Raw genomic sequence first — 16,366 nt, 5'->3', positions numbered from 1 at the left:
TAATAACACTTCACTCAAACCGTTGACAGGAGCCCCAGCAAAATGGGATGATATGATATATCAAATTCGTCTTGAAGGAGTGCGGAAGCATGGAGAAGACGGCATTCGTTACTGGAGGCAGCAGGGGGATCGGTCGGGGAATCGCCCAATTGTTGGGGCAGAAGGGCTACGATATCGCCTTCACGTACAACAGCAAGCTAGAGGAAGCGGAATCGCTGCAAAGAGAACTCCGGGAGATGGGACGGCGATGCTTTTTTTACCAGGCGTCTCTGGAGAGGGAGGAGGTAGCGGAGCAGGTAACAGACCAGGCCATTGCCGATCTGGGGCGGTTGGACGTGATGATCTGCTGTGCTGGGCTTACCGCGCATAACAATTTGCGCAAGCTGACGGCGGAGGACATCGATTTCGTATACCGCCTCGATTATCGCAGCTATATGCTCTGCGCCAAAAAGGCGGCGACTCATATGATCGAGAGCGGTATTGCCGGCAATATCGTCTTCATCACGTCGACAAGAGGCGAACAGGCGTATCCCGAAGACCCGCTGTACGGCGGGATGAAAGCCGCACTCAACCGGGCTTGCGAGTCGCTGGCGCTGGAGTTGGCCGAATACGGCATCAGGGTTAACTGCGTCGCTCCGGGGGCAACGGCAGTGCGGGGGAGCTTTACTCCGGAGGAGCTGCGGGGAAATCCGTTCGCCCGGCAGATTCCGCTGGGACGGTTAGGAACGCCGGCGGAGGTAGCGGGGCTTACGGCGTATTTGGTTTCGGAGGAAGCGGCGTACATAACAGGGACGGTCATGCGGATGGACGGCGGGCTGATCCTGCCCGGCATCCCGATGGATGCCGAGGCGGAAGCCCCCTCTTGGTTCCGGCTTCCAGACCATTATTTATAAGAGTCCTTCCGGTTCCATTCCCGGGATTTGGTGAAACAAGAATGAAGACTGATCATCCAGCCGGGCAGGCTCTGCTGTGAACGGATTGTCTTTCTGAAAAAATCGGTCTGTTTTGTCGGTTCTACCGGCAAGCAGATCGTTTTTTTATAAGATGGGATGCGCCTTCCTACACTTGGATTATTTTGGAATTCATAGTACTGTTTTGGAAGGAGGTGGAGCATGATCAAACTCATGATCGTTGAAGATGTGAAAATCGTCCGGGAAACGCTAGTCCATCACGTGAATTGGGCGGCGGTCGGACTTACGGTTGTCGCCAGCGCCCAGGACGGAGAACAAGCATTGGCACTCATGCAACACCCTGGGAACGTTCCGGATTTGCTCATTACCGACATCGGGATGCCCGTCATGGACGGGATCGAGCTGATCCGGCGGGTAAAAGAGATGAACCCCCGAATCAAATGCATCATTTTATCCGGACTCAGCGAATTCGAATATGCCCGGGAAGGTCTGAAGATGGGGGTTATGGATTACGTGCTAAAGCCCATTGACACGGAAGAAATTTTACGCATGGCCGAGCGCAGCGTCCGGTTTATCAAGAAAGAGCAGCAACAGCTTGCGGTGTTACAGCAGGCAAAGGAAATCGTAAAAGAAGCGCTGCCTCATGTCGTGGGAGAATCAGCGGGTTTGCCGGAATTGCCGGGGAAACTGAAGAACAGCAAGCTCGTCGAGCAAATGCTGAAGTACATTCACCAGAATATCCAGGGGAAACCTTTGGCCCTACAGCAAGTTGCAGCTCAAGCGAACTTGAGCGAAAAGTACGCCGCCCATCTGTTTAAGGAAGCGACCGGTACGACAGTCAACAACTACATCATCGCCCGAAAAATGGAGCTGGCCTCACAACTGCTGAAGAATCCCGAGACAAAAATCTATGAGGTTTGCGATCAAATCGGCTATTCCGACATCGATCACTTTCGGGACAGTTTTAAACGGCATCACGGCTTAACCCCGTCGGAGTACCGCAATCGGTATCTATAGTCCGGAGGCAAGGAGGTAACGAGATCATGCTTCCGCCGAAACCGACCCGATTGTACCGGAAAATCGTTTTGCCTGTCACCGCAGCCATAGCCGCCATTATCGCCCTGTTCACCATCCTCGCCACTTCGATCATTATCTCCTTTCAAAACGATCAGACCCGCAAGTCCGTGGACCGTTCCATGAACTACCTTTACCGCAGCCTTTGGTACCAATTCAACAGCCTCAAAAACATATCCGGCATCGTGATTTCCAGCCAGGAGATCGAAAACGTACTGGAAGGCAGCTACGCTAACAAAGCGGACGCTGTTTCTGACTATTATCGTTTGTTCAGTGAATTCCAGAACCTCTCCCTCATGTCCTTTTTAAACGAAATCGATCCTTACAGCCAAGCGCAAATTTCTTACTCCATTATGATGGTCGTCGATCAAACCAGCGGTCTCTACGATTTGGCGACAGATCATTACGCCACGGTCAACGGAATCTATAAAAATGACGATGTGAAGCTCAGAGATTGGTATAAAGAGCTGATCGATTCGGACAACTCCGCAGTATGGTGGACCGAATCCGATGGCGCTAGACGGTATATTTACAATGCGAAGCAGAAGAAAAGCATCAAAAACGGCAATGCCTTAGGCGTTGTCGTCATCGGGTACGCCGTCAACAATTTGCAGGGAATCATCCAGCGTGGCGGCTTACCCGGGGGCTCCTATCTTTTGACGGACGAGAAAAACCATGTGGTCTACAGTGATCGTTATCCCTTTCAATACGATGCAAGCCAATCAACGGATCTGCGAAAAACGATGGAGGACGAACAAGGGCTATACTCATTATCCGACAGGGGGGCCAAACGGATCGTGGCCTACGACCGCTTCGACAATGGCTGGAAGCTGATCGCCGTCGTCCCGGAAAACCGCTTTAGAGCGGCAGCTCCTGTCGCCGGTATTGCCCTTGTCGTCGGTTTGGCGGGCATGGCGATAACCGGATATCTGATCCGCCGAACCACGGCTAAAGCGACCGGTCCAATTACCAAGCTTGCCCGCACGATGAAAAGAGTGGAGCTCGGAGAGCTGTCCGGGGCGGAACGGGAAGAGCTCACGTATATTGAGGAAATCGACCTATTGAACCGCGGGTATCGGTTAATGTTGGAGCGCCTCCAGGCTCTGATTGAAGAAGTGTACGTTAAAGACATCACGCAAAAGCAGCTCCAGCTCGATCTGCTCCAAGCGCAGATCAATCCCCACTTTTTGTACAATACGCTGGATATGATCAACTGCAAAGCGCTGTCCATCGGCGACGAAGAAATCAGCGCGATATCCCGCTCCCTGGCCAATGTACTGCGTTTGGGTCTTAACAAAGGGCAGCAAGTTATCCCGCTGAAAGATGAGCTGAAGCAGGTGTCCAGCTACCTGGACATTCAGAAGCTGATGCATGACAGCCTCTCTTATGAAATCGATATGGATGAAAAGCTGGCGGAACGGAGCATCATTCATTTTATCCTTCAGCCGCTGGTGGAAAACAGCATCGTTCACGGCTTCCGCAGCATGAGAAACGATCAGCGCATCCGCATACGGGCGGAAGCGGCCGATCCCGATCTGATTCTGGAGATCTGGGACAACGGCTCCGGCGTCGATGCCGACACGATGAACCGGATGCTTGCAGGAACAGAGCCGGAAGGGGAGAAGCGCGAATATGAAGGCGGCTTCGGAACCCGAAATGTAGATCGGCGGATCAAGCTGCGCTATGGCGACGATTATGGCATAACCTATCAGATCGTAGACGAAGGGACATGCGCTGTCATCCGGCTTCCCCTTTACCCCTCCTAAAAAGCCGGGATATCCCGGCTTTATTGTCTGATTCCCGGGTGTTTCCAATGCGATGATTCCCGTATGCTAGTGTTGTAAAGGCTTTCTTTCAGAAATAATCCAAAACGGATGCCTGGAGGGGAATGACTGTGACGCTGGTAAAAACAAGAATGGAGCTAAAGGGAGGGATTCGGGCGGGAAGCCGGTTGCGGCGCATTTGGAAATTTCGGCTGTTGTACCTTATGCTGCTGCCTGCTGCCATATGGGTCATACTGTTCGACTATATGCCGATTTATGGGGTGAGCGTTGCCTTTCTGGATTACAACTACGTGCAGGGGATATCGGGAAGCAAGTGGGCGGGGTTGACCTACTTCCGCCAGCTGTTTGAATCGGATATGTTTCGGGATGCCTTCATCAATACCATTGTGATCAATTTGTACAAAATGGTAAGCGGTTTCATCTGTCCGATTTTGTTGGCTTTAGCCTTAAGTGAAATTCGCCGGGCCTGGTATCGAAAAATACTGCAAACTGCCGTATACCTGCCCCGTTTTGTCTCTTGGGTCGTCTATGGCGGCATTATCGTTCTTTTGTTATCCCCGGAAACCGGCGTTGTCAACAAGCTGATCGAGTGGCTGGGCGGCCATGGCATCTATTTCCTGGCGCAGCCCAATCTGTTTCGCCTCATTCTCGTCGTCACCGACGCCATGAAAGAGATGGGCTGGGCAGCCATCATCTATATCGCGGCCATCGGGGGAATCAACCCGGAAACGTATGAGGCGGCCATTGTCGACGGAGCAAGCCGGTTCCAAAGGGTTACCCGCATCACGCTGCCTGGCATTGTACCGACGATCGTGGTGATCTTTATTCTCCGGGTCGGGTTCATTATGAGCGCCGGCATCGATCAGGTCATCAATCTGTATAATCCGATTGTCTACCATGTCGGCGATATTCTGGATACGTATATTTACCGGATGGGCGTCGAACAGTTCAATCTCAGCCTGGCGACGGCGGCGGATGTGGTGAAGGGCTTGATCGGCCTCGTGCTGGTGCTCCTCACGAACAGCATCGCCAAACGTCTGCAGGGTTCCGGCATTTTCTGACGCGAGCCGTATGAATAGCCTATCCGGGGAGGAACCGACATGAAGCTAACGCGGAACGAAAAGATTTTTGTCACCCTCAATTACTCCATCCTCACGCTTATTACGATCATCATCCTCGCGCCATTTTGGTATGTGCTGGTGGTATCCATTACGCCCTATACCGAGTACATCCATCGGAACGGGTTCATCCTGTTTCCGAAAGAAATCAGCTTGCAGTATTACGATTTCCTGTTAAGACGCGGTTCCACCATATACAGCGCCTATCTCAATACGATCCGCAATACGGTTTGCGGCGTTATTCTCGCCTTGTTTCTCACATCCACGGCAGCCTATGCATTGGCGGAGAAAAGGCTGCCTGGAAGAAGATGGATCATCCTGTTCTTCGTGCTGACGATGTTCTTCCGGGGCGGGATGATTCCGCTGTACATTACGGTGCAAAAGCTGGGGCTGTACAATACGAACTTCGCGCTCATATTGGTCATGGCCTACAGCGCATTTTTGATGGTCATCATGAAAACGTTCTTCGAGGGGCTGCCGGAAAGCTTGCGGGAATCGGCGGAAATGGACGGTGCTTCGGAATTCCGCATCTTTTGGCAGATCGTTTTGCCGCTGTCGACGCCGGTCATGGTGTCTGTCGGGCTCATGTACATGGTGACTTATTGGAACGATTTTTTCAACGCGCTCTTGTATATTTCCGACTGGAACAAAGCACCGGTACAGCTAGTGCTGCGCACGATCATCAGCAACTCCAGCCTGCCGCCTGAACTGTTAGAAGCTGCCGGGTCGACGCCGTCGCCGACGATCGGCATCCAGATGGCTGGTATTATCATTGTTGCCGCTCCGATGATGATTCTCTATCCGTTTTTGCAAAAACACTTTCAACAAGGGATGCTGCTCGGTTCCATTAAAGGATGAAGCGGAGAAGTTCCCGTTCTTCACGAAACGAATTGGGAGGGTGTATGAATGAAAGGTAGCAAAAAGTGGATTACGCTGGTTCTGTCCTTTTTTCTTGTGGTTATGGTCGCTTTAACAGCTTGTTCAAAGGAAAAGAGCGCAGAAACTGCATCACCTGTGCCGAGCGCAGATAAAGCAACGCAAAAACCGGAGCCGACGAAACAGCCGGAGCCGACAAAAGCTGAACCATTCGAAATCAAATGGCTGCGTCCTATCGATATCTCGAAACCGTACGATCCCAATAAAGACGCGGTGAAGGATGCTGTAGAGCAAGCGCTTGGCGTCAAGTTCAAAGTAGAGCTGGTCGATACGCAGCAGTACAAAACGAAGCTAAATCTGAAAATGTCCAGCGGCGACGTCCCCGATATCGTGCGCATGGATGTAGCCGACGATTTTCAAAAATACGCTCCGCAAGGCGCTTTCGTCGATCTGACAACGATGATCAACGAGAAAGACACGCCGAATATTTGGCGGGAAATCCCGCAAAACATCTTCGATCTGTTGAAAGTGAACGGGAAAATATACGGTATCCCCTATGTCGGCGGTCCAGGCTCGGGATACCGGTGGAATATCGTCATGCGCAGCGACTATCTGAAAGCAATCAACGTAGAAGTACCGAAAACGCTTGATGAATACTATAACGACCTGAAGAAAATCAAGGAAACCTACCCGGATGTCATTCCACTTGGCGGCTATACCTCCCAGATTGGAGAAGTCAAATACGCTAACAACTCCTTTGATCTCGTGTTTGGGGCGTTCGGCGTTACCCCGGGCTATTTTACCGAAAAAGACGGCAAATTCAGCAGCTACGATATCGATCCGAGGATGAAGGACGCACTCTTGTTCCTGCAAAAGATGTATAAAGAGAACCTGATCGATAAAGAATTTGCCACGATAAAAGAAGAGCAGCTGAGGGATAAATTGTATTCCGGCAAGCTGTTCTCCTGGATGGGCTGGTGGTCCACCGCTAGTGATTACGATACCCAGATCGAAACGTTCCTGCAGAAGAAAGATGGCAAACTGGGTAAGGATGCAGCCCTGCCGGATCAATCGCAGCAGCCTTATATATATTTAGCTCTAACCGACGCACTTCTTGGCAAAGACGGCATTTATGTCGCTCCCCAAGGCGCGCCTTTCGGGCAAGTGAATGCCATCAGCGCCAAAACCAAAGACCCGAAACAGCTGCTGCAGATAATCGATAAGGGATTGACGGAAGAAAATCAAATGCTGTCGGTATGGGGCGTTGAAAATACCGACTATAAAATTGCCGACGGAAAGCTTGCGCAAATCACGGATGCTGTCAGCCCGGATACGCTCGTCGATAAGGATGGGAAGTACCGGGGCATTCAATCTTACACCTGGGCGCCCGGACTGAAAGGCTGGCCGCGTTATCTGGAAGCTGTGCCGCTCAGAAAAAGCCAGTCCTTAGGGATTGCGATCAACAACAAATATCAAATCCAGGATGCTTCCAACTACTTGGATTCGCCAACGAAGATTGCCAAGATGAAAGAGATCAACACCATCCGGGATTCCTATTTCACTCAGATCATCATGGGCGCGGATATCAGCAAGTTTGACGAATTTGTCGCCAAGTGGAAGAGTCAGGGCGGCGATAAGATCTTGCAGGAGCTGGAAGATAGTTTCAAGAAAAAAACCGGGAACTAACGAAGCACACAGGGCGGTTTTCACCAGACGAGATATCTTTCCTATGGTGGGGGCCGCCTTGAATCTATATGAATTGAACGAAAGAAAGGGATGAAGGAGCGGAGAAACCGATTGTTCTGGAAAAGACACACATGCCGCTTGAACGTCACGAGCGAATGTGTGAAAATCGGCGAAGCCGCCTGAAACCAATCTTAGATTGTCTAAGATTAGTTCAGGATAGCGTCAGCGGTCGCCTTTGCGATCGGATTCCTACCCTAATGAAATTGTATAATCATGGAATCTGAGCGCAACAGCGATTGGAAGAATAATCAGGTTTTGCAGGGACTGAATCCTTTCAAACTTTCGTTCAATTTATGTATACCAAGCCGGAATGGAAAGGGGGGAATAGGGTGATGACTGAAACCCATGAAATCAATGATTCACTGCGCAGGTCCTTGATTGACCGTTTAATCCGCCGAACCACGGATGTACCTTACGACGGGAATATTGCTTTGAATCAGACGGAGTGGGATTGGCCGTCAGGCGTGGGGTTATACGGAATCTATCAAGGTTGGAAGTTTACAGGCGAATCCTATTACCTGGATTATCTGAAAAAATGGGTGGATGAGCATCTCCATGAAGCCGACCGATTACGCAACGTAAACCGGACGGCCCCGATACTGGTCGTTCATGAGCTCCATGCCCTTACTGGCTTGGAGCAGTGTGGGCATGCCTGCGAGCAAAGGGCGGACTGGCTGCTCCATGCTGCGCCGCGCACGCGGGAAGGGGGATTTGAACACACCGTCAGCGATCCGGAGCATCGTTTTCCGGAGCAGATGTGGGCAGACACGTTGTTTATGGCGTGCCTGTTTCTTGCCAAAATGGGAAAGGGCACCGGCAACGCGGCATATACTGAGGAAGCTCTTCGGCAGCTGCAGGTGCATGTCAAAGCGCTGCAGGATTCGGAGAGCGGGCTGTTTTATCACGCCTACAGCTGCGAAACGAGGAACTGGCTGTCCGGCGCTCATTGGGGCCGAGCTAACGCCTGGATGCTGGCGGCAGGGATGGAGATGCTGGATCATCTGCCGGATTTTCCGGAGCGGGAGCGGGTAATCGCCGCATATGTCAAACAGGCGGAAGCTTTGCAGACGTATCAGCGGAAAAACGGCATGTTCGGCACCTTGCTGGATCATGAAGACGCTTACGATGAGGCATCGGCTACGGCAGGCATCGCCTACGGGCTCAAGCGGGGCATTCGCAGCGGTTTTTTACCTGTCAGCTTCCAACCGGTTGCCGATCGAGCCGAGCTTGCCGTCATGCTGCGGATCAACGGGAAGGGAGAGCTTACGGAAGTTTCCCATGGCACCGACGTGAAGCGAACGCTGGCGGAATATAAGACGGTGCCTATTGTTCCTGCTTTTTGGGGTCAGGGCTTGGCGCTCATGATGCTGTCCGGGTAGCGGTTTACCATCTTGGGAGGGGAAGGATCATGAGTTTCTTTTTCGAGGATTTTTCGGTCGGAAGCGGGAAATGGGACGGAACGGCTTGGAGTATGTCGGCTGATCCGGACATCGGTTCTCAGGTGGGGATGTTGACGTCGTCTGGGAGCGCCTATCCGACGGTTCGGGCTAAACCTGCCGCATGGGCGGATTTTGCTGCCAATGACCGCGATTACGATTTTCGTTTTAAGGCGAAGTATACGGACGCGCCAAGCGGTACGCCATCCTATTTTCGCGCTTTGTTCCGCTATCTCACTCCTTCGGCGGCAGTGAACGATTACTATTTTGAATTCCGCCAGATCGGCCGATTGGTCTATTTCGGAAAATATGTAAACGGCGTCGACACCCGCGTCGGCAGTTCCTATCCGATCTTGAGCGTGCTGCCCAATTTCGACTTCAGCCAATGGCATTCTTACAAAATCAAAGTAAACGGAAGCCGGTTTCAGTTGTATGTGGACGAATTCCTCATCGCGGATATCCCGGAAGACAGCACGCATTTGGAAGGCACGATCGGTTTCGGTTTAAAGAATGCCACTTTGCTGGTCGACAATATCCAGGTCGATCCCTATCAAGTGGAGCCGACGATCACCCATGTTCCGCTTACTCAAGCCTACTATAATACGGATGTGTCCGGCAGTTTCACTGTGACAGACGGCGTGGAGCCTTACTCGGCCTTCGTCTATTACCGTTACGGTGCGGAAGCTTCGGAGATTGCGCTTCCCGTTCCCGCTGCGGACGGCGTGTTTGCTTTTACCATTCCGGGTACGAACCGCTACAGCAGCATCAGCTACCGGATTCAAGTCGAACAGACGGATGGAACCATTATCCGTTATCCGGCATTAGGCTTTGCAACGTTTCCCGTCAGACCTTTTCTACAATATACGGAAAACTTTGAGGATGACTCCGAGGGCAGCATCCCGGCGAATTGGGTTGCGAGGGGAGTTGCGCCGCAAATTTCTGTTTATTCCGATGAAGGCAATCATGTCCTGTGCTTCGCAAACAGCAGGACCGGCGATAATTGGTCGCTCAAATTTGTTCATCCCTATTACCGCAACCTCGACAACTTCCGCATCACCTTACGTGCCCGCTACCAATTGACAAACGCAGATCCCAACGAGGTTTACAATCTGTGGCGGCTGCGCTACCGCTGCTCGGATTCCCCTGTATCCTACTGTACCATGGAGTGGGGCACCCACAACAGCAAGTACATCATGTTCAAGCGCACTGCCCTGGGCGGCTTTACGAACGGCAGTTATTTTTCCTCCCGCTTGGACGAATGGCATACCTACACGGTGGAAGTATCGGGCATCATCCACCGGCTGTTTATCGACGGGACGAAGGTAATCGAGTTCGACGATTTTTCTGCCGACGCGCCGCAAAAGGGCTACATTCAATTCGATACCGTGAACGGCTTGGAGTTGCGGCTGGATGACCTGGAAATCGCTCCGGTTCCGATAACGTACACAGCTTATTTCAAGCCGCATCTGGATTTCGCCGGAGTTTATGCTCTTGACCAGGCTGTTGGCGTTGATGCCGTTTTAATCGGCGGAAGCGCGGCACAGACGTTTCGGGTTAAATGCTCCGTTTTCAAAGCAGATGGGGATCTATCGCTGGCTCTTGAGGATGAAAGAACCTTCACCGTCGCTGCTTACGAGAAGCTGGAGACCGCGATCTTGTTCGCGCCGGAGGCATTGGGGCTTGGCACTTATCGCGTCGCCACTCAGCTTTATGCCGACGATATCAAGCAGGATGGGCAAGACCGCAGCTTTCCCATAGCCATTGTCAAAACCTTTGCCGATACAAGCCGGGAGCTGGACTTGGATAACGAAAGCAACTTTGGTTTCAACGTTGGGTATGATCCGACTTGGGATGAGGATATGCTGCGGGCGGTTGGGCAGATGGGCGTGCGTACGGCGCGAAAAAGCGTAGGTTGGAGCGATATCGACAAACCCGCTGGCGTATACGATTACACCTCCTTCGATGCCTTGGCAGCGAAATTCGCCGGATACGGCATCAAGCTGATCCCGATCATGGGAATCGGGTTCCACTCCGGCTATGATGCCAGCGGCACTGTGGATACCCCCGCCGGACTGAAAGCGCTGGAGAGCTTTGCTCAAAACCTGGCGACTCATTACAAGGGATCCATCCGCCAATGGGAAATGCCCAATGAGCCGGAGCTGGAGATGCACCCTTATATCCCGCAAGAGATGGTTCAGCTTCAGAAGTTCTTTTACGTCGGTTTGAAAGAAGCGGATCTTGATGCGTCGCTGCTGGCTGGCGATCATACCTCCGGCGTGGCCGGGGTGCTTCCGGGGGAACTGGATTTGGGTTCTTACGCTTATGCGGACGCCTTTTCCTACCACCGCTATACCTATGGCGTCATGCCGGACGGCTTCATCCAAAATCAGACGGCTAGCGTGAAAAGCCTGATCAACGAGATGGGCGGCTGGAAGGACTTTTATGTGACGGAAGCAGGTTGGCCGACCGCTCTTTCTGGCTATCCCAATGTGTCTCAGGAGGTTCAGCGGGATTACGCGGTTCGCGGATTTCTTATCGACCGGACGACGGACCAAATGGCGATGCTGGAGCATTTTACTTGGAATGACGCGGGCTTTGACAGCCAGTTTTACAATACCAGCTTTGGCGTGACAGACGGGTTGGGCCGGCCGAAGCTGGCTTATGCGGCGCTCACCACGCTGATGACAACGTTAGCTGACGCCCTGTACGCGGGGAAGGTGGATACCGGCGATTCATCAGTGGAAGATCATGTTTTTTTGGCGCAAAGCGATGTCGTCATGGCGGTCTGGAAAAAAGTAAACTACGGCAGCACACCAGTCGCTCTAGCCCCGGTATCGCAAGTGTCGCTGCCGGTGTATTCGGCGGCGGGTCCTATCGTACTCATCCGGGGAGACGGCAGCGAAAACGAACTGACTGTAACGGCTGGAACAGTGGAATGGACGATCGGGGGATCGCCGGTTTATTTGAAGGGCTTTGGCATGGGGCTGCTTTATGTGGCGGCGCTAAACTTGCTAAACGAAAAGAAGAATGATGCCGTTCAGAAAATGGCAGCTTCCGGAGACTCTGATACCACTGTACCGCTCATTGCGGAGATGGCAGATATTCACGATAGGCTGACTCAGAGCTTGAATGAAACGCTTCTTGAGGATAAAGCCGCTCATTTGGAACAGGCGATAAAGGATGTGTTTCAGCTGATGAGAACCGCTGCCGGTATGATTGGAACCGGAGCTTTATCGAAAAACCCGGCTTTTGTAGCCTTGGAAGCTCTCTATAATTATGCGGAACGGGCAGCGGCGTCGCTGATTGCGATCAAGCAGGAGCAGCAGCTTTCCATGGTCAGTCTTGATTATTTGGAGTGGCTGGGCATCACCGGATCGACCGATAGTCTGACGGCATGGTACTCCTACGAACAGAAAAAGGGCCGCTTCGGTTTGCTGCCGGTTTCCACGTCCGCCATGATGCGGGCAAGCCGGTTTGGGCGGATCGCCGAAAAGGCGGCTGCGGAAAACCGCCCTGCCAAAAGCTATGGCTACAATCTGCTGGCCAGGGAATTTGCTAAGACCATTCCTTCCATCGTCGCTTCCGAAGAGGGGATTTCAACGGAAGTGATGGTTTCCGCCACTCCTTTGCAAAGCGAGATTGAGGCGGGAGGAGAGTTGGCGCTGGAGGTTACTTTCTATAACCGCTCCGACCAGGCGATTACGGTGCAAATCCTTTGGGACCTGCCAACCGACTGGGATACCGTGCAGACAGAAGCGTTGCAGCAGGACGTTTCGCTTGACGCAAATACGTATATTACCCGCACCTTTACACTACACGCGCCTCTTGTCGCCGCCAAGGGCATCTTTTACGCCTCGATGAGTCTGATGCTGAATGGTAAGCAGTTGGATCTGGTTCGGGTGCGGCTTATTTTAAAGGACGCTATTTCCTTCCGACTTATGCCCGTGCTAGTTCCCATTACAGAGCTGAACGAAGTAACAGTACGGCTGACGGGAACCTCTTCATCGCCCAAATCGGGCCGTGTCGTCCTGAAAGGCCCTGATGGCGTTCTTCTTGAACCGGTCCAACCCGGAGGTGCCGATTTCACCCTATCAGCCGGAGAAAGTTTGGATATCCCTTTTCATTGGACCTTTCAGGAGTGCAAGCCCTTCAATGAGTATCGCTGTCAAGTTGATGTGTTAGAAACACCGGGAGACCGGCTGCTGTTTCGGGATCATGACCTGCCCCTCGATTTTCTCATCGTTCAACGTGCGCGGACGACGATGGCGATTGACGGGGATTTGCAGGATTGGGTGGACGCTTTTCCCATTCATTTGCGTGGGGCTGAGCGCAATGCTACCGGTGTGTACAATAAAAACGATCTTGATGCCACCGCCTATTTAAAATGGGATGATGATCAGCTCTACCTCGCCGTCGACGTGACGGATGACATTCATAAAGCTTCCGAGCCGGCCAGCAGCATCTGGAAAAACGACTCGATCCAAGTCGCCATCGACCCGCTCAACAATAAAGGCAGCTCCTACAAAGCTGACGATGTGGATTTTGGCTTGGCTCTGAATGATTTCGGGGAAAAATTAGGCTATGTCTTTGCGGCTACGGCTCCAAACGCTACCGGCGATATATCGGATACTATCCCATTCGCAATCGTCCGCCATGAAGCGGAACACCGGACCATCTATGAAGCCTCCATACCTGGCGATTCCATCGTTCATGACCTGCAGGGAAGATTGGTCCTTGGCGGAATCATCGGATTTAATATAGTCGTAGGTGACGCCGATTATCAGGAAGGCCGGCAAAATTACACCGGTTGGACGAAAGGCATCGCCGACAGCAAAAATCCGGGGTTGTTCGACAGCTTCACTTTCGTGGACTGTGATTTTCAGCTTCCGGATCAAACACCGCCGGTTAGCTTGCTGACGGTGCAAGGCACAGCCGTGAATGGCTGGTACGCCACTCCTGTGACCGTTGTTTTGGGAGCGTCGGACGTTGAATCAGGCATTGCCGCGACCCATTACAGGCTTGGCAGCGGCGAATGGCTGGTTTACGGGGGGGCATTCTCTCTGACCGCCGACGGAATCTATGTCATCGATTATTATTCCGCCGATCAGGCGGGCAACGAAGAAGCAATCCGCTCTACCGAGTTGAAAATCGATCAAACGGCTCCACTGGTGACACTGCCTGCCAATCTCGTATTCAGGCAGATCGATCCTATCGTGATCCCGTTTAGTGCGAACGATCCCCTAAGCGGCGTGGCAGTAGTAGCTGGAAACTTTCGCGGACTGCCGTTTGGCGCCTCTCCGGTACAGTTCGACCCGCTGCAGCTTGCTCCCGGCAGCTACGTCCTGACGATAACCGCTGCGGATAACGCCGGAAATGAGACTTCGGTCAACGCCGCCGTTCAGGTGACAGTAACCTTAGATATGCTACCGGACATCATTCAAGCCGGAGCTGACAAAGGCTGGATAACCAGCTCGGTCATCTTGAAAAAGCTGCTGAATAAGGCGAGAGAAGCCAACCGGAAATATCCGAACCGATTTGCCGTCAAACTGGCGCTGCTAACTATCCGGGTCATCGTGCAATTCGAAAGGGGCAAGCATATTCAATCAGCTTTCGCCAACCTGCTGATTGCCGATATCGATTATTTGCTGCAGCATTTACCTTCATAAAGGCTAACGTTAAAACAAAGCCGACAGAGCCGTCGGCTTTGTTTTTTTGAATAATCAGGCTCTCTTTCCCGTTGACAGAGGAAGAAGCCAGTGAGATAATGTACGCGCGTACATAATACGAAAGGACTGATGGCTATCGCCAGTCGGAAAGAAGTTGCTGAACGGGCCGGCGTCTCGGAAGCGACGGTTTCCCGAGTGTTGAACGGTGTGGGGCCGATGAAGGAAGAGACGCGGCAGCGCGTACTGGCGGTTGCCGAAGAGCTGGGCTACACGCCAAGCGCCATCGCCCGCAGCTTCGCTAAAAGCAAGAGCGGCAATATCGGCGTGGTTGTGCCGTATCTTTCGAAGGCGCGCATCTTTTCAGCTTACTATTTCTCTGAAATTTTAAGCGGCATCGGCAGCGCTGTACGGGAAGTGAATAATGATCTTCTTCTCCTGTTCCGGGAACCGGGGAAGACCATGGATTATGAAAGCATCTTCCGCATGCAGAAGGTAGACGGCATGATTATTCTCGGTGCTAAGGAAGAACCCGGGGAACGCGACGCGCTTCGGCGTTTGCAGGAGGAGGGCCGCCCCTTCATTTTGATCAACCAACGGTTTGCAGGGGAAAGCTTCCCCGAGATCGACGCGGACCACGTAGCGGGCAGCCGATCAGCGGTCCGGCATTTGCTTGGCCGGGGCTACCGCCGCATCGCGTTTCTCAATGGGCCTTCGGAATATTCCAACAGCCAGGATAGAATGATGGGTTACGCTCAAGCCTTGTATGAAACGGGCATCGAACTGGACGAGGGGCTGCTGTTCCAGGGCAACTTCAGCCGGACCAGCGGTATATCCGCGGCTAAGGCCATCGCGCCGCTGCTGGGACGGATTGACGCCATATTCGCCGCCAACGACCGAATGGCCATCGGCTTGCAACAAGGATTCCGGGAGTTGGGTGTGACCAAGGACGTGATTCCCGCCATGGCCGGATATGACGATTCAGATGTGGCAGTACTCGGAATGCCTCCCCTAACTAGCGTGCGGGTGCCGTTTTACGAGCTGGGCTTGCAAGCGGCAGCGTATGTACTGAAGGAAATCGGCGGAGATTTGAGAGAGGGAGACTCCCCGCAACCGTTTCATCACAAGCTTCCGACGGAGCTGGTGATCCGGGCATCATCACAAAAGGAGGAAAAAAGATGAAGGACAAGCGGATTCGAGTCGGCATGATCGGCTATAAGTTTATGGGCAAAGCTCACAGTAACGCGTATCGCAGCTTGCCGATGTTTTTCCCCAATACGAAGCTGAAACCAGAGATGACGGCCATCTGCGGCCGCAATGAACAAGCGGTAGCGCAGGCGGCGGCCCAGTTCGGCTGGGTGGACAGCGTCACGGATTGGCGGGAGCTGATAAGCAGGGACGACATCGACTTGATTGATATCAACGCCCCGAGCAATGCCCATAAAGAGATTGCTCTTGCCGCCGCCAAAGCGGGCAAGCATATTTTCTGCGAAAAACCGCTGGCCCTTACCTTGGCGGATGCCCGGGAGATGCTGCAAGCGGCGGAAGAGTCGGGCATTACTCATATGGTTGGGTTCAACTACCGTTTCTCGCCGGCGGTGCGTCTTGCCAAAAAGCTGATAGAGAGCGGCCGGTTGGGCAAGCTGTACCATTTCCGAGCCTGGTTTCTACAGGATTGGATTATCGATCCGGACTTTCCTCTGGTCTGGCGGCTGCAAAAAGAAATCGCCGGTTCCGGCTCCCACGGCGACCTTGGTG

The 16,366-nt window shown here is 52.7% G+C and carries 10 protein-coding genes; all 10 read left to right on the top strand.

Annotated elements, in window-relative coordinates; translation table 11 throughout:
- The first annotated feature begins 89 nt into the window (after window positions 1–89).
- Complete coding sequence (locus TJ79_RS15790; RefSeq protein WP_040951304.1) at window positions 90–893, top strand: SDR family NAD(P)-dependent oxidoreductase; 804 nt, start codon at window positions 90–92, stop codon at window positions 891–893.
- Window positions 894–1,112: 219 nt separating this feature from the next.
- Window positions 1,113–1,928: a response regulator transcription factor gene (locus TJ79_RS15785; RefSeq protein ID WP_040951303.1), complete on the top strand. Its 816-nt coding sequence runs from the start codon at window positions 1,113–1,115 to the stop codon at window positions 1,926–1,928.
- 26 nt (window positions 1,929–1,954) lie between these two features.
- Window positions 1,955–3,751, top strand: coding sequence for a sensor histidine kinase (locus tag TJ79_RS15780; RefSeq protein ID WP_040951302.1), 1,797 nt, complete (start codon window positions 1,955–1,957; stop codon window positions 3,749–3,751).
- 128 nt (window positions 3,752–3,879) lie between these two features.
- Window positions 3,880–4,830, top strand: a complete 951-nt coding sequence (locus TJ79_RS15775) for an ABC transporter permease (protein ID WP_238323027.1) — start codon at window positions 3,880–3,882, stop codon at window positions 4,828–4,830.
- Window positions 4,831–4,869: 39 nt separating this feature from the next.
- Complete coding sequence (locus TJ79_RS15770; RefSeq protein ID WP_040951301.1) at window positions 4,870–5,745, top strand: carbohydrate ABC transporter permease; 876 nt, start codon at window positions 4,870–4,872, stop codon at window positions 5,743–5,745.
- A 48-nt stretch (window positions 5,746–5,793) separates the two neighbouring features.
- On the top strand, window positions 5,794–7,449 hold the full coding sequence (locus TJ79_RS15765) for an extracellular solute-binding protein (RefSeq protein ID WP_040951300.1): 1,656 nt from the start codon (window positions 5,794–5,796) through the stop codon (window positions 7,447–7,449).
- Between the two features lie 392 nt (window positions 7,450–7,841).
- The gene (locus tag TJ79_RS15760) at window positions 7,842–8,888 is read left to right on the top strand and encodes a glycoside hydrolase family 88/105 protein (protein WP_052339637.1); all 1,047 of its coding nucleotides are present in this window, start codon (window positions 7,842–7,844) and stop codon (window positions 8,886–8,888) included.
- 29 nt (window positions 8,889–8,917) lie between these two features.
- Window positions 8,918–14,611 carry an OmpL47-type beta-barrel domain-containing protein gene (locus TJ79_RS15755; RefSeq protein ID WP_040951299.1) on the top strand — a complete coding sequence of 1,898 codons (5,694 nt, stop codon included), beginning with the start codon at window positions 8,918–8,920 and terminating at the stop codon, window positions 14,609–14,611.
- Between the two features lie 129 nt (window positions 14,612–14,740).
- Window positions 14,741–15,790: a LacI family DNA-binding transcriptional regulator gene (locus tag TJ79_RS15750; RefSeq protein WP_040951298.1), complete on the top strand. Its 1,050-nt coding sequence runs from the start codon at window positions 14,741–14,743 to the stop codon at window positions 15,788–15,790.
- Window positions 15,787–16,366: Gfo/Idh/MocA family protein (locus TJ79_RS15745; protein ID WP_040951297.1), on the top strand; the 580-nt coding region annotated here is incomplete at its 3' end. The genes TJ79_RS15750 and TJ79_RS15745, both read left to right, overlap by 4 nt.

The organism is Gorillibacterium massiliense (assembly GCF_000455485.1).
GTDB classification, from domain to species: Bacteria; Bacillota; Bacilli; order Paenibacillales; family NBRC-103111; genus Gorillibacterium; species Gorillibacterium massiliense.
The sequence above is the reverse complement of the archived record's forward strand: the minus strand, read 5'-3'. Positions and strand labels throughout refer to the sequence as shown.

Excerpts from the sequence above, each read along its gene's own strand:
- TJ79_RS15790 (WP_040951304.1), top strand. The coding sequence starts at position 90 with ATGGAGAAGACGGCATTCGTTACTGGAGGCAGCAGGGGGATCGGTCGG.
- TJ79_RS15785 (WP_040951303.1), top strand. The coding sequence starts at position 1,113 with ATGATCAAACTCATGATCGTTGAAGATGTGAAAATCGTCCGGGAAACG.
- TJ79_RS15780 (WP_040951302.1), top strand. The coding sequence starts at position 1,955 with ATGCTTCCGCCGAAACCGACCCGATTGTACCGGAAAATCGTTTTGCCT.
- TJ79_RS15770 (WP_040951301.1), top strand. The coding sequence starts at position 4,870 with ATGAAGCTAACGCGGAACGAAAAGATTTTTGTCACCCTCAATTACTCC.
- TJ79_RS15765 (WP_040951300.1), top strand. The coding sequence starts at position 5,794 with ATGAAAGGTAGCAAAAAGTGGATTACGCTGGTTCTGTCCTTTTTTCTT.
- TJ79_RS15760 (WP_052339637.1), top strand. The coding sequence starts at position 7,842 with ATGACTGAAACCCATGAAATCAATGATTCACTGCGCAGGTCCTTGATT.
- TJ79_RS15755 (WP_040951299.1), top strand. The coding sequence starts at position 8,918 with ATGAGTTTCTTTTTCGAGGATTTTTCGGTCGGAAGCGGGAAATGGGAC.
- TJ79_RS15750 (WP_040951298.1), top strand. The coding sequence starts at position 14,741 with ATGGCTATCGCCAGTCGGAAAGAAGTTGCTGAACGGGCCGGCGTCTCG.